At 33.5% G+C, this 18,847-nt stretch carries 21 protein-coding genes; 16 read left to right on the top strand and 5 right to left on the bottom strand.

Features of this window, described 5'->3' with window-relative positions; translation table 11 throughout:
- The first annotated feature begins 34 nt into the window (after positions 1-34).
- The 14 genes from cyoE to tsaB all read left to right on the top strand — a co-directional run bounded on the left by cyoE (position 35) and on the right by tsaB (position 11,746).
- Positions 35-928 carry a heme o synthase gene (gene cyoE / locus H611_RS0107470; RefSeq protein ID WP_027137771.1) on the top strand — a complete coding sequence of 298 codons (894 nt, stop codon included), beginning with the start codon at positions 35-37 and terminating at the stop codon, positions 926-928.
- A gap of 2 nt (positions 929-930) precedes the next feature.
- Positions 931-1,512 (top strand): cytochrome c oxidase subunit 3, encoded by a 582-nt coding sequence (locus tag H611_RS0107465; RefSeq protein WP_027137770.1) that lies wholly within the window; start codon positions 931-933, stop codon positions 1,510-1,512.
- 138 nt (positions 1,513-1,650) lie between these two features.
- Positions 1,651-2,631 (top strand): cytochrome c oxidase subunit 3, encoded by a 981-nt coding sequence (locus H611_RS0107460; RefSeq protein WP_027137769.1) that lies wholly within the window; start codon positions 1,651-1,653, stop codon positions 2,629-2,631.
- A gap of 21 nt (positions 2,632-2,652) precedes the next feature.
- Positions 2,653-3,033, top strand: coding sequence for a cytochrome C oxidase subunit IV family protein (locus H611_RS0107455; RefSeq protein ID WP_027137768.1), 381 nt, complete (start codon positions 2,653-2,655; stop codon positions 3,031-3,033).
- Positions 3,034-3,141: 108 nt separating this feature from the next.
- Positions 3,142-3,864: a hypothetical protein gene (locus H611_RS0107450; protein WP_027137767.1), complete on the top strand. Its 723-nt coding sequence runs from the start codon at positions 3,142-3,144 to the stop codon at positions 3,862-3,864.
- Entirely contained in the window at positions 3,851-4,594 is a 744-nt protein-coding gene (locus H611_RS0107445) for an SCO family protein (protein ID WP_027137766.1), read from the top strand. The genes H611_RS0107450 and H611_RS0107445 overlap by 14 nt, the downstream gene beginning before the upstream one ends.
- Entirely contained in the window at positions 4,587-5,120 is a 534-nt protein-coding gene (locus H611_RS0107440; protein ID WP_027137765.1) for a DUF420 domain-containing protein, read from the top strand. The genes H611_RS0107445 and H611_RS0107440 overlap by 8 nt, the downstream gene beginning before the upstream one ends.
- Position 5,121: 1 nt before the next feature.
- Positions 5,122-5,337 carry a membrane protein gene (locus H611_RS0107435; protein WP_027137764.1) on the top strand — a complete coding sequence of 72 codons (216 nt, stop codon included), beginning with the start codon at positions 5,122-5,124 and terminating at the stop codon, positions 5,335-5,337.
- 85 nt (positions 5,338-5,422) lie between these two features.
- Entirely contained in the window at positions 5,423-6,124 is a 702-nt protein-coding gene (locus H611_RS0107430) for an ABC transporter ATP-binding protein (protein WP_027137763.1), read from the top strand.
- Positions 6,117-7,346: an ABC transporter permease gene (locus tag H611_RS0107425; RefSeq protein WP_027137762.1), complete on the top strand. Its 1,230-nt coding sequence runs from the start codon at positions 6,117-6,119 to the stop codon at positions 7,344-7,346. The genes H611_RS0107430 and H611_RS0107425 overlap by 8 nt, the downstream gene beginning before the upstream one ends.
- 2 nt (positions 7,347-7,348) lie before the next feature.
- Positions 7,349-8,596 carry an ABC transporter permease gene (locus H611_RS0107420; protein WP_027137761.1) on the top strand — a complete coding sequence of 416 codons (1,248 nt, stop codon included), beginning with the start codon at positions 7,349-7,351 and terminating at the stop codon, positions 8,594-8,596.
- A 13-nt stretch (positions 8,597-8,609) separates the two neighbouring features.
- Complete coding sequence (locus H611_RS0107415; RefSeq protein WP_027137760.1) at positions 8,610-9,734, top strand: efflux RND transporter periplasmic adaptor subunit; 1,125 nt, start codon at positions 8,610-8,612, stop codon at positions 9,732-9,734.
- Between the two features lie 16 nt (positions 9,735-9,750).
- Positions 9,751-11,067 (top strand): TolC family protein, encoded by a 1,317-nt coding sequence (locus H611_RS0107410; protein ID WP_027137759.1) that lies wholly within the window; start codon positions 9,751-9,753, stop codon positions 11,065-11,067.
- Position 11,068: 1 nt separating this feature from the next.
- Positions 11,069-11,746 carry a tRNA (adenosine(37)-N6)-threonylcarbamoyltransferase complex dimerization subunit type 1 TsaB gene (gene tsaB / locus H611_RS0107405; protein WP_027137758.1) on the top strand — a complete coding sequence of 226 codons (678 nt, stop codon included), beginning with the start codon at positions 11,069-11,071 and terminating at the stop codon, positions 11,744-11,746.
- On the opposite strand, the gene H611_RS0107400 is transcribed toward tsaB, so the two are convergent.
- From H611_RS0107400 to H611_RS0107390, 3 genes are all read right to left on the bottom strand, one after another.
- Positions 11,743-12,558, bottom strand: coding sequence for a mechanosensitive ion channel family protein (locus H611_RS0107400; protein WP_035483654.1), 816 nt, complete (start codon positions 12,556-12,558; stop codon positions 11,743-11,745). The two genes, tsaB and H611_RS0107400, sit on opposite strands and share 4 nt — an antisense overlap.
- 96 nt (positions 12,559-12,654) lie before the next feature.
- Entirely contained in the window at positions 12,655-14,760 is a 2,106-nt protein-coding gene (locus H611_RS0107395) for a thioredoxin domain-containing protein (RefSeq protein ID WP_027137756.1), read from the bottom strand.
- A gap of 77 nt (positions 14,761-14,837) precedes the next feature.
- Positions 14,838-15,740 (bottom strand): NifU family protein, encoded by a 903-nt coding sequence (locus tag H611_RS0107390; protein ID WP_027137755.1) that lies wholly within the window; start codon positions 15,738-15,740, stop codon positions 14,838-14,840.
- 170 nt (positions 15,741-15,910) lie between these two features.
- Here H611_RS0107390 and H611_RS0107385 point away from each other — a divergent pair, with 170 nt between their 5' ends.
- Together H611_RS0107385 and H611_RS0107380 are read left to right on the top strand one after the other, a co-directional pair.
- Complete coding sequence (locus H611_RS0107385; protein WP_027137754.1) at positions 15,911-16,915, top strand: PorP/SprF family type IX secretion system membrane protein; 1,005 nt, start codon at positions 15,911-15,913, stop codon at positions 16,913-16,915.
- An 11-nt stretch (positions 16,916-16,926) separates the two neighbouring features.
- Positions 16,927-17,442, top strand: a complete 516-nt coding sequence (locus H611_RS0107380; protein WP_027137753.1) for a gamma carbonic anhydrase family protein — start codon at positions 16,927-16,929, stop codon at positions 17,440-17,442.
- 16 nt (positions 17,443-17,458) lie between these two features.
- On the opposite strand, the gene murI is transcribed toward H611_RS0107380, so the two are convergent.
- Together murI and H611_RS0107370 are read right to left on the bottom strand one after the other, a co-directional pair.
- The gene (murI, locus tag H611_RS0107375) at positions 17,459-18,238 is read right to left on the bottom strand and encodes a glutamate racemase (protein WP_027137752.1); all 780 of its coding nucleotides are present in this window, start codon (positions 18,236-18,238) and stop codon (positions 17,459-17,461) included.
- Between the two features lie 68 nt (positions 18,239-18,306).
- Complete coding sequence (locus H611_RS0107370; RefSeq protein ID WP_027137751.1) at positions 18,307-18,813, bottom strand: OmpH family outer membrane protein; 507 nt, start codon at positions 18,811-18,813, stop codon at positions 18,307-18,309.
- Positions 18,814-18,847: the final 34 nt, after the last annotated feature.

The following is an 18,847-nucleotide window of genomic DNA, read 5'->3' as shown; positions in this document are numbered from 1 at the left end:
CGCAATAAAAGAGGCGTCAAAGGATAATAATATTTTGAGTAATTCAAATACTTCATTAGCAACTACTTCAGTAATCGCAGATTTTAAGGAAATCACAAAGATGCGCCTGGCATTAAGTGTTGTGTTTTCTTCGTTGGCAGGTTATTTGCTTGGAGCCGATAACATCGATTTTAAAACCCTTATACTTTTAGCGTTTGGAGGTTATTTCATGGTTGGTGCCTCAAATGCTTTCAATCAAATTATAGAGAAGGATTTAGATGCATTAATGAGTCGAACTCAAAACAGACCAGTGCCGTCCGGGCGTATGTCTGTAACGACGGCATTCATAATAGCAAGTTTGTTTACTTTATTTGGGATTATTATATTATATACCATCAATAAGCAAACGGCTATGTTTGGAGCCATTTCAATATTTCTTTATACTTGTGTTTATACACCTTTAAAGACTAAAACACCATTGGCTGTTTTTGCTGGAGCTATACCTGGAGCAATACCCTTTATGCTTGGATGGGTGGCTGCTACTAATAATTTTGGTATTGAACCAGGAACCTTGTTTGCATTACAATTTTTTTGGCAGTTTCCTCATTTTTGGGCTATCGGATGGTTTTTGTTTGAAGATTATAAAAAAGGAGGCTTTTTTATGTTGCCAACAGGTAAACAAGATCGAGGTACAGCTGTGCAAACAATAATGTATACTGTGTGGACTATTTTAGTTTCAATAATTCCAGTATTTGGTTTTACAGGCGACTTAAAATTATCCATTGTAGCTGTAATAATTGTATTCATATTAGGATTATGGATGTTGTATTACGCCATTCGTTTGTTTAGACTTATGACTGAAAAAGCAGCAAGGCAACTTATGCTAGTTAGTGTATCTTATATTTCTTTGATACAGATTGTTTACGTGATAGATAAATTTTTAAGATAATAATGGATTTAACTCAAGGTACTGCAGAAGAAAAAAATAGAAGAGCTAAGAAAATGATGCTTTGGTTTGGCATTATTTCACTTATTATGTCGTTTGCTGGGTGGACGAGTGCATTTGTAGTTAGTAGTTCAAGACCGGATTGGTTAAAAGATTTTCAGTTACCCAATGCATTTTTAATCAGTACCGTTGTAATTATTATTAGTAGTCTTACATTTTTATTAGCAAAAAATGCTTTAAAAAGAGATAATAAACAACAAACAACCTTATGGTTATTGGTAACATTGGTATTAGGTGTTGTTTTTATTTTTAATCAGTTTTCAGGGTTTCAGCAAATCATTGATTTAGGTTATAATTTTACGGGACCTACCAGTAATGTAACCATGTCTTATATATATTTAATTGCAGTAGTACACATATTGCACGTTGTTGTGGGTTTAATATGCTTGTTGGTGGTTATTTATAACCATTTTAAACAAAAATATACAGCCAGTAATATGTTAGGTTTTGAATTGGCTGCAACTTTTTGGCATTTCATTGATATACTTTGGGTGTATCTGTTTTTATTTCTGTATTTTGTAAGATAAACTTAACGACAATTTTTGGAAAACTTAGGCGGTGTCTATGATAAACGCGATTTAAAGTTTTTAAAAAATAGAGCGTAAATTTCATTAGATAAATAAAATGATTATTTTTGTCCAACTTTTAAAAAATAACCAACTTATATGAGTAGTACAGTGGTGACTTCTGGTTCAGAAGGTAAAACGTGGGGTGGTGGCAATGAGCCACTTAAGGCGAGTTATGGAAAGATGATGATGTGGTTTTTCATCGTTTCTGATGCTTTAACCTTTTCAGGATTTTTAGCGGCTTACGGATTTTCAAGGTTTAAATTTATTGATTCGTGGCCAATTGCGGATGAGGTGTTTACACACGTTCCGTTTTTACATGGTCAGGAATTGCCAATGATTTATGTGGCATTTATGACTTTTATACTTATCATGTCGTCTGTAACAATGGTATTAGCTGTAGATGCAGGTCATCATTTAAATAAGGCAAAAGTGACGTTTTACATGTTCTTAACCATTATTGGAGGTTTAATTTTCGTTGGGTCTCAGGCATGGGAATGGGCTACTTTTATTCAAGGAGATTACGGTGCAGTGCAAACTAAGGGAGGTAATATTCTTCAGTTTGTAGATGCTGAAGGTCATCGTGTTGCTTTGAGAGATTTTGTGGTTGCAGAGCCCAAAGAAAGAACACAACACGAGCGTAAAAGTGGGTTGTGGTTTACAAGTGAATCTGCGTTACCTACTTATACTGTTGAAGAAGTAATTCACGGTCTGGAGGCTCATGATAATGTTTTAGTTAGAACACAAACACTTACTGAAGAAGGTGAGAAAACTATTTTGTCGAGAGCTGAATCTTTAGAAATCATCAAGGCTAATGGGAAACAAGTAGTTGAAGGGGCAAACCTTCATGTAAATGAGTATGGTTCACCTTTATTTGCAGACTTCTTTTTCTTTATAACAGGATTCCATGGATTCCACGTATTCTCGGGAGTTGTTATTAATATCATTATTTTCTTTAATGTGGTATTAGGAACTTACGAAAAACGTAAGAGCTACGAAATGGTTGAAAAGGTTGGTTTATACTGGCACTTTGTAGATTTGGTTTGGGTATTTGTATTTACATTCTTTTACCTTGTTTAATTTTATTTTAAAGCATTAAAAATGGCACAAGATCATAAACTAGAAATATTAAGAGGTTTAGTTAAGTTTAAATCGAATACACAAAAAATCTGGGGCGTATTAATTTTATTATCCATTATTACAGCGGTTGAAGTAGTACTTGGTATTTATAAACCAGAAGTTTTTATGGGACATTTGTTAGGAATGAAAATTCTTAACTGGATCTTCATTATTTTAACGATTGTTAAAGCGTATTACATTACCTGGGATTTCATGCACATGCGTGATGAAACAAAAGGTTTAAGACGCGCTGTAGTTTGGACAGCAATTTTCTTAATACTTTATTTAGTATTCATCTTATTACAAGAAGGTGGGTATGTATTTGGAGTATATGACAATGGTTATATTAAAAAAGATTTTTAATTAAGAAGTCTACTTATATCTTGAGGTATAAGTGTTAAATAAGATATATTAAGGCGGTTATTAAACCGCCTTTTTTTAATTTTGCACACGATTAAAATTAATGAGTTCATGGATTATAAAAAAGTGAGTCGCTATGTGGTTTTGGGAATTTTATTTTTTCTACCAGTAACGTTTTTGTTGTTTTTATATCCGGCAACGCATAACTATACGCCTCTAGATATTGTTAATGAATCGGTTATAGAGTTACAGGGGTTTCAGTCAGATTCAAACGAAAATATTCAATTTAAAGATCATATAACCGTTGTAGGGTTCTTAGGGACAAAGCCTCTAGAAAATGCTATTGCTGCGTCTAATTTAAAAGAACTGGTTTACGACAAGTTTAAAGGTTTTAAGAAGTTTCAAATGGTCGTTGTCGTGCCTAAAGGAACTGAGGCAGAAATTGAAAAATTGAAGGCAGAAATAAATTCCTATGAGGATTTAAGGTTTTGGCATTTTGTGTTTGGAACACCTGAAAGTATCCAAAAAGTATTCAATAGTCTTAAAAGTAAATCATCTCTGGATGAAGATTTAAGCACAAACGATATTTTTATTATCGATAAAGATTTATACCAACGTGGACGTATCGATGATAGATCAGATAAAGAAATTGAAACGAATAAACCGTCTTATATGTTATATTCATATAATAGTATTGAAGTGTCTGAAATTAAAAATAAAATGAGTGATGATTTACGTATTTTATTTACCGAATACAGACAAAAAAGAAAAGGCGAATTCGATTCTACTACGCGAAGAGCACAAGATTTAAATAGTAAAGATGAAAAAAACTAATTATTCATACATTGGTATAGCGTTTGTTATTCTATTATTTGGAATATTATTCGTGCCAAAAATTGTCGATAGAATTACCAATAATGATATCATACGAAATGAAAGTCGTAGTGATTTAGCTGGCGATAAAATGTCTGTTGATTCCGATATGGCTTTTATCGAAATTGATGGCAAACCCAAGAAAGTGCCAGCTTTTTCATTTACGGATCAAAATGGCAAAATAATTACCAATGAAGATTACTTAGGTAAAGTTTATATTGTGGAGTTTTTCTTTTCAACTTGTCCAACTATTTGTCCGAGGATGAATAAAAATCTGGTAGATATTCAGGATGAATTTAAAGATTTTGAAAATTTTGGTATAGCTTCATTCACAATCAACCCTGATTATGATACGGTAGAAATATTAAAAGCTTATGCAGATCAATATGGGGTAACCAATCCAAACTGGCATTTTATGACGGGAGATAAAGAGGTTATTTATAGATTGTCTAATGAAGGATTTAATTTGTATTCGGCTGAAGAGGCCTCAGCTGCTGGTGGTTTTGAACACTCAGGGAATTTTGCGCTAATCGATAAAAATGGGTTTATTAGATCTAGAAAAGACGAATACGGTAATCCAATAATTTATTATCGTGGTATTGTTTCAGAAGCTGAAAAAGTTGATGATGACGGTACACCAGAAGAAATTAGTAAATTAAAAGTTGACATTAAAAAATTACTCAATGAATAATACAGAGGAACTTTTAAACGAGAAAAAGTACAACAAACTCATTATAGTTTTATCGGTGGCTATTCCACTAGTTGTGGCGGTACTTTTTGGGGTTAAAATAGATGCTGAACTTCCGGTATTTTTACCTCCAATTTACGCGTCTATAAATGCATTAACCGCTTTGGTATTGGTATTGGCATTTATTGCTGTCCAGAATAAGAAAATAGTATTGCACGAACGCTTAGTGAAGTTTGCAATTATTTTATCAGTGTTGTTTTTGGTGATGTATGTGGCTTATCATATGACCAGTGATTCTACTAAATATGGAGGTGAAGGCGTTATAAAATATCTTTATTATTTCGTACTTTTAACTCACATAGTAATGTCTATTGTTGTTATTCCATTTGTGCTTATAACCTATGTAAGAGGGATTAGTAATAATATCCAGCAGCATAAAAAAATTGCTAAAATAACGTTTCCTTTATGGTTGTATGTGGCAATAACCGGCGTTGTAGTTTATATTATGATTGCACCGTATTATAGTTAAAATGAAAAGAGTTGTAATTTATATATTGTTTTTCCTGGTTTTCGCATTAAATACGGAAGCTCAATGTGCTATGTGTCGTGCCGTTTTAGAAAGTGGTGAAGGTCAAACAGCAGCCGAAGGAATAAATGATGGCATTGTATATTTAATGGCTATCCCGTACGTGTTGGTTGGAGGTCTTGGTTATCTAATTTATAGAAAATTCAATACGTCAAAATAAATTCAAAAGTTTTTACTTTTTAATGTAACATTCGTTCGCGTTGATAGTCAAACCTATAAGTTATAACGACATTAACGTAAATAAGATGTTAGAAATTCGAAATTTGCACAAATCCTATCCTATAGGCGATTCTAGTCTACATGTGCTAAAAGGGATTAATCTTACGGTCGAAGATGGTGAAATGGTGGCTATAATGGGGTCTTCGGGCTCTGGAAAATCTACTTTACTTAACATCATTGGGATGCTTGATGAAGCCGATTCAGGTGAATATATCTTAGATGGCTTACCTATTAAAAACTTAACAGAAAAAAAGGCGGCCCTATACCGAAACAAATTTTTAGGGTTTATTTTTCAATCTTTTAATCTAATAAATTATAAGACAGCGTTGGAGAACGTTGCATTGCCCTTATATTATCAGGGGATGAGTCGAAAGGAACGACAGGAACTTGCTATGTTCCATTTAGGTAAAGTAGGTCTAACCGAGTGGTCACATCATTTACCTAAAGAATTATCGGGAGGGCAAAAACAACGCGTTGCCATTGCCCGAGCCTTGGCTGCAAATCCGAAGCTGTTACTTGCCGATGAACCTACAGGGGCATTAGATTCGGGTACTTCTTATGAGATCATGAAATTTATTCAAGATTTAAATGATGAAGGCAAAACTATTTTAATGGTCACCCATGAAGAGGATATCGCTAATATGTGTAAGCGTATTGTAAGACTTCGTGATGGTGTTATAATGGAGGATACAAAAATTACTCAGGTGAGAGCTCAACAATATGTTTGATTTAGACCTTTGGCGGGAAATATTTCAAAGTATAAATAAAAACAGAGTACGAAGTTTACTGTCTGGTTTTACAGTTTCCTTTGCTATACTACTATTTGTAATTCTTTTTGGGATCGCTAATGGGCTAAAAAATACATTTAAAGAGGCTTTTGGGAATGACGCTCTAAATAGAGTTTTTGTTAATTCTGGTAGAACTGTTTCTGCTAGCGAAGGGCTTCAAGCTGGTAGGCGAATTCAATTTAAAAATGAAGATTATAATTTTATAAAAGATGAATTTCAGGATAAAGTAGAGTTTATTACGGGGCAAATAAACAAAAACGTAAATGCTTCATTCAGAAATGAGAAGAATAATTATAATGTTCGCGCTATTCATCCAGATCATCAGTTCATAGAAAATACAGAAATAAAAGAAGGACGTTTTATTAATCAGAACGACTTGAATAACACTACTAAAGTAGTTGTTATTGGTCGTTTGGTTGAAGAGGATCTTTTTCTACAAACAAAGGCTTTAGGTAAGTATATAAATTTAAGTGGGATACCTTATAAAATTGTCGGTGTGTTTGCAGATGATGGTGGCGATAGTGAAGAGCGTCTTATTTATATGCCAATTACTACGGCCCAGCGTGTTTATGGAAATAATGATGACATCGATCAAATAACCTTAACTTATAATCCAGAGTTAAACTACGATCAAGCACTAGCCTTTAGTAACCTTCTAACTTCAAAGTTAAAAGACCGTTTTTCTGTTTCAGCAACCGATCAACGTGCTATAAGGGTTCATAATTTAGCTACAGAGGCTAAAAGAGTAAATATTTTTAATCTCGCCTTAACGAGCATTATTTTAATTATAGGTTTAGGGACCTTAATAGCTGGTGTTGTTGGAATTAGTAATATCATGATTTTTATAGTTAAAGAACGAACCAAAGAGATAGGTATAAGAAAAGCGTTAGGAGCTTCACCAAGATCTATTGTATCAATTATATTAATCGAATGTATTATTGTAACTACTATTGCTGGTTATGTTGGACTGTTAATAGGTTTTGGAGTTCTTAAATTATCAGGTCCAGGATTAGCGGCCTATATGATAAAAGATCCATATGTAAGTACAAGTTTGGTAATAAGTGCCACAATAACTTTAATATTAGCTGGAGCTATAGCAGGATACTTTCCCGCAAAACGAGCGTCCAACATCAAACCCATTGTAGCTATAAGAAACGAATAAGTATGTTCAAGTTTATATTTGATAAAGATACATGGCAGGAAGTTTTTGATAGTTTAAGTAAAAATAAGCTGCGAACCATACTTACTATGGTTGGTGTTTGGTGGGGTATTTTATTGTTAGTTGGATTATTGGGAGCAGCCCGAGGACTGGAAAATTCGTTTAATCGTATGTTTGGTGATTTTGCAACCAATAGTGTTTTCATCTGGGCTGGCAATACAAGTAAGCCCTTTAAAGGATTTCAGGAAGGTAAACGTCTTAGATTAAAATTATCGGATGTTGCAAAATTGGAAGATAATATAGAGGGTATTGAATTTGCGGTAGCAAGAAATATGAACCAGGGACTAGTGGTTAGAGATTTCTTGTCGGCAAATTTGAATGTTTTAGGAGATTTTCCCGTTTTAGATAAAGTGAAAAAAAGGAATTTAGTAGCTGGCAGGTTTATTAATCAAAATGATATTGATAATCATAAAAAGGTCACCGTAATTTCAGAAGATACTTATAAGCAGTTGTATGAAAAAGAAGAAGAAGCCATTGGAACTTATATTCAAATTAACAGTATCAATTATTTGGTTGTAGGTATTTATCAAAAAGGAATGATTGATAATTTTGGGCCAAGTGAAGATGTCTATATTCCGTTTTCTACTTTTCAGCAAGTGTATAATCAAGGCGATAAATTTGGATTTTTAATGATCACCGGAAAGCCAGAATATAAAATTGGGCAGATTGAACAAGATGCAAAATTGTTGTTGAAAAATCTTAATGAAGTACACCCCGAAGACAACCAGGCTTTTGGAGGTTTTAATTTAGGAAAGGAATTTGCTAAACGCTATAATTTTTTAACGGGTATGCAATTTTTAACCTGGTTTGTGGGGATTGCTACATTAATAGCAGGTGTATTTGCTATTGGAAATATTTTATTAATAACGGTTAAAGAACGCACCAAAGAAATTGGTGTGCGTCGTGCATTGGGAGCAACTCCTTTCGAGATTCAAAGGCAAATTATAGTAGAGGCAGTATTTCTTACTATTGTAGCTGGGATGTTTGGAGTAATAATAGGTGGATGGATATTAATAGCCTTAGATCATTTTTTAGGGCAAGGTGAAGATGCTATTCTTGTAAACGCCTCGGTATCTATTCTGGTCCTATTTATTGCCATGGTAGTTTCAGTGGTTTTGGGAACGTTAATCGGGTTAATTCCGGCATTTAAAGCAACAAGCGTGAAACCAATTGATGCATTAAGAGAAGAATAAATAAATATAAAAGATGAATAAAACAGTAAAAATTATTTTAGGTATTGTTGTTTTAGTCCTATTACTGGTGGTGATTAAGTATTTTAGAGACGCTAATTCAAAGGCTATTGAAGATTTTAAAGTCGAAGAACCTTTTTATGCATCGATAAATACCAAAGCGGTGGCTACTGGAAAACTGAATCCAGAGGAAGAAATTGAGTTAAAACCACAAATTTCGGGGATTATAGATGACATACTTGTTGAAGAAGGCGATAAAGTTCAAAAAGGTGATTTAATTGCTAAAATTCGTGTTGTTCCAAATGAACAAAGCTTAGTGAGTGCTAAAAGTCGAATTAAAACAGCAGAGTTGTCTTTTAAAAATGCCGAAACGTTATTTAATAGAAATAAAGTGCTTTTTGAAAAGGAGGTGATTTCTCAGCAGGATTATGAAAATAGTGAATTGTCGTATAATCAGGCTAAAGAATCTTTAAGGCAAGCACAAAACGATTATCAAATTATTAAACTCGGATCTTTGTCTGGTGGGAGCACAGCGAATACTAATATTATTGCTCAGATAACCGGAACTATTTTGGAAATTCCGGTTCGGGAAGGTGATCAGGTTATTGAAAGTAATAACTTTAATGCCGGAACCACTATTGCTACTATTGCCGACATGAGTCATATGATTTTTGAAGGTAAAGTTGACGAATCAGAAGTAGGAAAGCTTTCTGAAGGCACAGAGATTAAAGTGGTTTTAGGGGCTATAAAAGACAAAGATTTTCCTGCAATATTAACATTTATAGCTCCAAAAGGGGTAGAAGAAAATGGAGCAGTTCAGTTTACTTTAAAAGCTAATGTAAATATTAACGATGGCACTAATGTAAGAGCTGGTTATAGTGCAAATGCAGAAATAGATATTGAAAGTAAAGACAGCGTATTTGCCATTCGGGAGGCATTACTGCAATATAATAGAATCACGGAAAAACCATATGTAGAGGTGCTTGAAGCCGAGGGGCAGTATAAAAAGGTGGATATCGAATTGGGTATTTCCGATGGAATAAACGTTGAAATAACTGAAGGCCTTAAGGAAGGCGATAAAATAAAAGTGTGGAATAAAGCCTCAGATGACAATAACCCAACTATGAGACCTCCTCATTAATATGATTCAAATTAAAATGAAACAATTTGTATATATAGCGATTATAGCCTGCTGTAGCTTAAGTTTTGGACAGAATAAAAAGTGGACATTGAAAGCTTGTGTTGATTATGCTTTAGAACATAATATTACAGTCCAGCGTAGTGAAAATCAATTAAAAATTAATGAACAAGATATAAAGGCTGCTCAGGGAAATAAATTACCGGGAGTTAGAGCTAATATTTCACAATCCTTAAGCTTGGGGCAAGCCGAATTATTTCCGGGTACTTTTGTTGATAGAACGTTTCACGGGACCAATGCTAGTATAGGGGTCTCTCAGACTGTTTTTGATGGATTCCGAAATACTTATTTTTACAAGCAATCACAATTAAATTTTGAGGCTAATAACTTGGAGCTTTCTAGGATAAAAGATGATATTTCTTTAAATGTCGTAAATGCCTATTTAAATGTCTTGTTTAATCAGGAGAATTTAGAAATAGCTCAGGCACAGTATGATTTTAGTTTGCAACAATTAAAGCAAGTTAAAAATCTTGTGGATGCAGGGGTGCAACCCAAGGCAAATATTTACGATGCCGAGGCAACAGTAAGTAGCGATGCCCAGAATCTTACCGTAGCCGAAAATAATTTGAATTTAGCATTGTTGATGCTTTCTCAATTATTGCAGGTGCCTTTTGATGGCTTTGAAGTTGAAGTTACTACAATTAATAATCCTTCGGAAGCTTTGTTGTATAATAATGTGCAACCAGTTTTAGATATGGCTTTTCAGAATAGAAATGAGATTAAGTTTGCAGAAAAGAATGTTGAAAATGCCGAATTGAGTACAAAGATTTCTAAAGGCGGTTTTTTACCATCTTTAACGTTCGGCTATAGTTTTAATTCTGCAGCAACTTTTTCCAATTTATCGGAATCTAAATCTTTTTTTCAGCAGTTAAATGAACAAAAGGGACATAGTTTTAATTTGAATTTGAGTATTCCTATCTTTTCAAGATTTCAGAATAAAACAGCAGTGGCAAAATCTTTAATTCAGGAAGAGAATAGTAAATTAGACTTAGAGCAGGCTAAGTTAGATTTAGAGTCGACTATACAGCGTGCATTTACCGATGCGCAGGCAGCATTTAAGACTTATCAGGCAGCTAAAAAGTCTCTTGTTTCTCAGGAATTGGCATTTAATAACGCTACCGAACGTTATAATATTGGTGCCATGACCACTTTCGACTTAGAACAAGCACGGGTAAGATTGATAAATGCACAATCTTCCTTAATAAATGCGAAGTATGATTTTGTTTTTAAGACAAAAGTTTTAGACTTTTACATGGGAAAACCAATAATCAATTAATGTGGCTTTAATACTAAGTATAGAGACGGCAACTACCAATTGTTCGGTAGCTTTATCCGAGAATGGAGAAACCATTCTTTTAAAAGAAGATAACAGTAAAAACTATTCGCATGCCGAGCGATTACATGTTTTTATAGATGAGGTTTTAAAAGAACAAAATCTTACAACTAGCGATTTAGATGCTATAGCTGTTAGTAAAGGTCCCGGGTCTTATACAGGTTTGCGTATTGGTGTTTCCGCAGCTAAGGGGTTGTGTTTTGCGTCAGATAAACCTTTAATTTCAGTGCCAACATTGGAGGCATTGGCACATCAGGTTTTATGTAATGAAGGTGTAATAGTTGCTATGTTAGACGCTAGACGCATGGAAGTTTATTCTGCAATTTACGATTCCAAATATAATGAGATAAGAACTACTGAAGCTCAGATTTTAGATGATACTTCCTTTAAGTCTTACTTAGAACAAGGAAAGGTGTATTTTATTGGTAATGGTGTTGAAAAGACAAAAGCGCTGATACATCATCCGAATGCCGTTTTTGTAGAAGATAAAATGCCATCGGCCAATGAAATGGGACATTTAGCATATAATAAGTATAAAAAAAGCGACACCGAAAATGTCGCCTATTTTGAACCTTATTATTTAAAAGATTTTATTGCTCTTAAGCCTAAACCTAAGGTTTAAGCATTTTTGTGTATTTCAACTTGATGTGGATAAGGAATTTCTATTCCGGCCTCATCTAATGCTAATTTAATATTTTCGGTAGTTTCGAAGTATACCGCCCAATAATCTGCAGAAGTAGACCATGGTCGTACAGCAAAGTTTACCGAGCTATCAGCTAGCTCTAAAACATTAACGGTTGGTGCAGGCTCGGAAAGTATTTTAGGATTAGATGTTAATACCTTCATAATAACGTCTTTGGTTTGTTTAATATCGGCATCATAACTTACTCCAATAACGAGATCCACACGACGTGTTCCTTCGGTAGTATAGTTTACAATATTTCCATTCGATAAGGCTCCGTTAGGAATAATAATTTCTTTATTTGATAGTCCTGTTAACTTGGTTGTAAAAATGTTTATTTCTTTAACTCCTCCAATTTCTCCTTGAGCTTCAATGACATCGCCAATCTTAAAAGGTTTAAAAATCATAATCAATACACCACCGGCAAAATTTCCTAAAGATCCCTGAAGAGCCATGCCTACAGCTAAACCAGCTGCAGCAATAATAGCTGCAAATGATGTTGTTGGAACTCCTAAGGTGCCAAGTAAAGTAATTACAAGAAGTATTTTAAGCCCCCAGCTAAATAAGTTTAATAAGAATTTTTGCAGACTCTCATCGTAACTGCTTTTGGTCATGATTCTTTTAGTCCCTTTCAGGATGGCACTAATTACCCAGGAACCAATAATCCATATTATTATGGCACCAATCACTTTTAGCCCATATTCAGTTGCGAGTTCAATCCACTTTTCAGTATCAATACTTTCTAAATTCATAGTTTTATAGTTTATTATTCATTCAAAAATATTAACTATAATATAGATTTCATTATTTAGAGATGAAAAAAACGTTAAATTTTTGGATAACTAATTTTATTCTAACAAAAATTTAATTGCATCTTTAGTCTCGCTTACAGGTAGTTTACACATTTTATTCACGCACACATATATAAGCGTTTCCTGAGGATTATATCTGTTTTCTAGAAGAGGTAGATTACTGTTTTTAGTACTACCAGCAATCATTTTATTAGGAATGAAAGTTTTATTAAGTTCTTTTAATTTTTCTTTTGCTGCTGTCCCAACAATAGCTACTTCGTAGTAAGGTTGGGTGTAATTTAGCATTAATTCTAACCAATTTGAATAGCCTGATGGGTATTCTGAAGCCTCAGGTTTTATATTATTTAACATGGCTTTAGCTACCCTTTCATATTTTTTCTCGTCAAAATAATGTGATAATTTGAATAAGTTTTTTGCCATTATTGAATTACTTGCAGGAATAACATTATCTCTGTATTCTATGTTTCTAGAAATAAGACTTTTGTCCTTACTGGAAGTGAAATGAAACATACTGCTCCCTTCATTGAAGAAATACTTAAACGTATAATCGGTTAGTTTTTTAGAAGTTAACAACCAAGAATCATCAAGGGTGTTTTCATATAAAGTAATAAATGCTTCGATGGTGTTGGTGTAATCTTCTAAATAACCATTTATAGTGCTTGTTCCGTTTTTATAGTTATGGTTTAGTCCGCCATCGTTTCTTAGTTGGTTTTTTAAAATAAATTGAGCATTTTTTATTGCGATATCAAGATATTTTTGATTTTCAAACACACGATAGGCATCAGTATAGCCCTTAAGCATCATAGCATTCCATGAAGTTAAGGTCTTGTCGTCTAAGCGAGGCTTATTACGCTTGGTTTTGTGTTTTAAAAGTATTGATTTCCAACGTAATTTGGAATTTTCTAATTCACTACGGGAAATATTATGTTTGGCTATTATATCAGCGTCACTTGTTTTTCGAATAAGAACATATTTATCGTTTTCCCAAAGCCCATATTTATCGATGTTGTAATAATCTTTAAATAGGGTAAAATCTTTCTTTAAAATTTGTTGAAGCTCATCCAGCGTCCATGTATAATAAGCACCTTCTTCTAGTTCATTTTCACTAGTTAGACTATCGGCATCAAGCGAGGAAAAGAAAGCCCCATTTTTAGCCGTCATATTTTTTTCAATAAAATCCAATGTTTGCTCAACAACGTTTTTATATAATTCATTTTTAGAAATGAGATAAGCATTGGAGTATAAACTAACTAATTGGGCGTTATCGTAAAGCATTTTTTCAAAATGAGGAATATGCCAATTAGTATCGGTGCTATATCTAGAGAATCCTCCTTCTAACTGATCAAAAATACCTCCCGTTGCCATTTTTACCAGGGTTAAGTTTACAAAGTCCAGAAGATTTTCATCTTTAGCATGCCATGCATACCGCAATAGAAATTCTAAATTATTAGGCATCATAAATTTTGGAGCTTTGTTAAAGCCGCCATTTATTTTATCGAAACTTGCACTGAAAGTTTGAACAGCTTTTTCTAGGTAGATATGATTGAAATCGATGTCTTCCGGATTGAATTTTACTGCACTAATAGACTTAATACCTTCTTCTAATTTATTGGCAAATTGTACTAATTTATCAGGTGTTTCCTTATACGTTTTAGTAATTTGCTTTAGAGCATTTACCCATTGATCTTTAGTGAAATACGTGCCTCCCCAAACTGGACGTCCATCAGGAAGAGCAACAACATTCATTGGCCAACCTCCATTTCCTGTTATTAATTGGACTGCGTTCATGTAAACTTGATCTATATCTGGGCGTTCTTCTCTGTCAACTTTTATGTTTATGAAATTATCATTCATAATTTGTGCTACCAAGGTATCCTTAAAGCTTTCGTGCTCCATAACATGGCACCAATGGCAAGCGGCATAACCTACACTAATAAGTATAAGTTTTTTTTCAGATTGAGCCTTTTTTAAAGTTTCATTATTCCATGCATGCCAATTTACGGGATTGTGGGCATGTTGCAACAAATACAGGCTTGTTTCGTTAATTAGTTCATTGGTGTATTTGTGAATTTCGGAATCAGTCGGACTATTTAAACAGCTGCATAAAATTATAAATATGGTCAATATCAAAGTGTGCTTCATGTAATTTAAAGTAATCAAATTATCTATGAATAAACACTTTAATTTATGGAGTATTTTCAATTTTAAAAAGTAAGTAATTATCCATTAATGGCTTCTACAGTTTTGACTTTACCGCCAAGCATTTCTTTTAGCATATTTTCAATACCGCTTTTTAAAGTAAATGTAGATGATGGGCAACCACTACAAGCGCCTTGCAATAATACACTAACATTTTTGGTGTCTGCATCATAAGAAATGAATTGAATATTTCCACCATCACTGGCTACAGCCGGTTTTACAAATTCTTCAAGAATATTTACAATTTCTTTCGATGTATCATCAAGAGCTTCGAATTTATTGTCTAATTGATCATTAGATTTTTCAAGTGCTGTTGCAGCTTCAGGTAATACGATATCTTTACCGTTCTCTATGAAATTCTTAATAAATTCTCGTAATTCAATCGTGATATCCTGCCATTCTGCAATGTCGTATTTCGTAATAGACACGTAATTTTCTTCAATAAAGACACTTTTTACAAAAGGTAAATGGAACAATTCAGTGGCTAGTGGAGATAATTTAGCTTCATCAATAGAGGTGAACTCAAAAAGTGCTGTTACAATTTTTTTGTTAGAAACAAACTTCATTACTGAAGGGTTCGGCGTGCTTTCGGCATAGACCGTTACCGGAACTTTTTTCGGTTGTGCCGTTTCCTCAATAATAACGCCTCCGTCATTCAGGTAAGCCTCAATTTGTTGAGCAACTTCATCTTGTACGTCATTCCATTCAACAATATTATAGCGTTCTACTGCAATAAAATTACTAGAGATATATACTTTTTTTACAAAAGGTAAATAGAATAATTGCTGAGCTAAAGGTGATGATTTTGCTTCATCTATATTATTAAATTCGAAACTTTGATGTTTGGTAATAAACTCGTTAAGCTCGAATTTAACTATGGCATTATTGGTTGTTTCTTTAACTGAAACCTGATAAGTATTCATTTAAGCTAATTTTTCACAAAAATACTAAAAGAAAACTTTAGATATGTATATATTTGATTTTTGTTCTTTCTAATTAAGAAGTTACAATACGGTAAATTAATTCTTATCTTGCTTATATAATTTTTTAATAATCAGGACGTTTATATAGGCTATCGCCTAACTTATAGTTTATGAAGTTAAAACATATTTTTCTTTTAGTCATAACGCTTTGCTGTGTTGAATTTGCAACGTCTCAAGAGGGATTGCCAATTTATACCGATTATCTTACCGATAATTATTATTTAATTCATCCGTCTATGGCAGGGGCTGCAAATTGTGCTAAAATTAGATTAACAGGACGTCAGCAATGGTTTGGTAATGAAAATGCCCCTCGCTTAATGACCTTAAGTGCTAATGGTAGGATAGGAGATTCGCCTTCAGCTATTGGAGGTATCATTTATAAAGATAAAAATGGCTATCATTCTCAAAATGGTGCTTATGTAACGTATGCCCATCATTTAATGTTTTCGCGTAGTGAGTTAGACTTAAATATGCTGTCTTTTGGGTTAAGTGCTGGATTTATTCAGTACAGATTGGATGAAACCTCATTTTTATTTGATGGACCTGATCCGATTATTGATGGGATTGTTCAAAATGAAACCAACTTTAATATGGATTTCGGATTTTCTTACCATTATCTGGATTTTTATGCACATGGAACGATAAAGAATATTTTAAAAAATTCGGGAGTTAATAACGATATTGAAATTACAAACAATTTAAGACGATACTTGTTATCTATTGGGTATGTTTATAGTAAATATGGTAGTACTTGGAGTTTTGAGCCTTCCTTAATGTTTCAGTATAAAGATGGTACTGGTGAATCGGCCATGGATTTTAATGCCAAAGCATACAAGGAAATGGATTTTGGCAGAGTTTGGGCTGGACTGTCATATAGAAACAGTTTTGATGGTGCAGAATACATTACCGATTCCGGAGCCATTGATAGTCAAAGATTACAACAAATAACTCCTATTCTCGGTGTAAATTATAATAAATTCTTATTTGCTTATAATTATACTTATCAAACTAATTCTGTAGTTTTTACTAATGGAGGTTTTCATCAGTTTACTTTAGGGTATAATTTTGGATGCAAGAGAGAACGTTATGACTGTAATTGTCCTTCTGTTAATTAATTAAAGATAGTATGCCTGTTATTAAATCTGTAAATGGTAAGTCGCCTCAAATCCCTGAAGATTGTTATGTCGCTGAAAATGCCACTATTGTTGGTGATGTTGTTATGGGGAAAGATTGTAGTGTTTGGTTTAATGCTGTGATTCGTGGTGATGTTAATTATATAAAAATAGGGAATAAAGTAAATATACAAGATGGTGCTGTAATTCATGCAACTTACAAAACGGCGCCAACGCATATTGGAAATAATGTATCAATAGGGCATAACGCTATTGTACATGGTTGTACTTTACATGATAATGTATTGGTAGGTATGGGGAGTATTATTATGGATAATTGTGTTGTTGAGAGTCATAGTATTATTGCAGCAGGAGCAGTTGTTACTCAAAACACGCATATTGAAGCAGGTTCTATTTATGCTGGAGTTCCGGCCCGAAAAATAAAAGATATTAGTGAAGAACTCATCGCCGGTCAAATAGACCGTATTGCCAATAACTATATTAAATACTCGAGTTGGTTTAAAGAGTAAAGTCAGTCTACTTTATTTAAAAATGTAAATACTCTACTTTATAGTGATTGTTTAGTAATGAAGCCAGTACTTTTGGGTTTCCATTGGTAATAAATTGGTTGTTACTATTAGCATTACTTAAATTTAAGAGCCTATTTTTTTCTAAGATACTTTTCGTTTGCCGTGCAACGGCTTCACCAGAATCTATTATTTTTACATTTGTAGGTAATAGTTCTAGTAGAATGGGTATTAAATAAGGGTAGTGAGTACAACCTAGAACTAAATAATCTATGTTGGCCTCTAACATAGGTTTAAGATAATTTGATAAGAGGCTTCTCATATCTTCAGAATGGAGTTTACCACTTTCAATAAGTTCAACAATACCATTTCCTACGCGTTCAATAACTTTTATATTGCTGGCAAATAATCCGGATGTTTTAGAAAATAACTCGCTGGAAAGGGTTCCTTTGGTGGCTAAAATACCTATGGTATTGGTCTTTGTTTGCAGTGCAGCAGGTTTAATAGCAGGTTCAATGCCAATAAAGGGGATATCGTAGGTGTTACGTAAATAATTTATGGCGTTAGTGGTTGCCGTATTGCAAGCCACAACAATAAGTTTACAGCCATTATTAATTAAATATTCGGTGTTTTTTACACTAAGGCTTACAATTGCTTCCTTGTTCTTTAATCCATAAGGTGCATTAGCGCTATCGGCTAAGTAGATAGTGTTTTCATGAGGCAGTAAGGTGTGTATCTCTTTCCAGATGGATGTGCCTCCAACACCAGAATCGAAAATACCAATAGGTTGTTTGTTCATCGTCTAACAAAAATAAAAAAGCTGCTTTGTACAAAGCAGCTTTTTTAAAATTATTTTGAACTATAATATTAAATACCTAATTCTTTCTTTACGTCGTCAAGTAAGTTTTTACCATCCGCTAAGATAGTAACACCTTGAGCAGAATCTAATACGTAGTCGTATCCTTGAGCTCTAGCTACTTTTAAGATAGCAGCTTTCGCTTTTTCTGTAATAGGTTGTAATAAATCTAATTCTTTTTTCTGTAAATCTTTTTGAGCATCTGCTTGGAATTGCTGAATACGTTGTTGCTTTTCTTGAATTTCCTGTCCTCTCTTAGCGTTTTCTTCTTCAGTTTTAGTAGCAGCTTCTGCTTCGTATTGCTTTAATAAATTTTGAAACTCAGTAACAGAACTTTGAATGTCTGTTTGGTAAGTTTTACTCAAAGTTTCTAATTGAGACTGTGCTGCTTTCATTTCTGGCATAGCAGTAATCAATTCTTGAGTATTTATATGAGCTACTTTAGATTGTGCTTGCGTGAAGCTTATTGATCCGATACATAATGCAGCTGCTAAAAAAAGTTGTTTTAAGTGTTTCATTTTTCTGTTAATTGTATTTAATGTGTTATAAATT

Origin of the sequence: Gaetbulibacter saemankumensis DSM 17032 (genome assembly GCF_000425645.1) — a bacterium.
Lineage (GTDB): Bacteria > Bacteroidota > Bacteroidia > Flavobacteriales > Flavobacteriaceae > Gaetbulibacter > Gaetbulibacter saemankumensis.
Note: the sequence above shows the minus strand (reverse complement) of the source record. Positions and strands in the feature narration are given on the sequence as shown.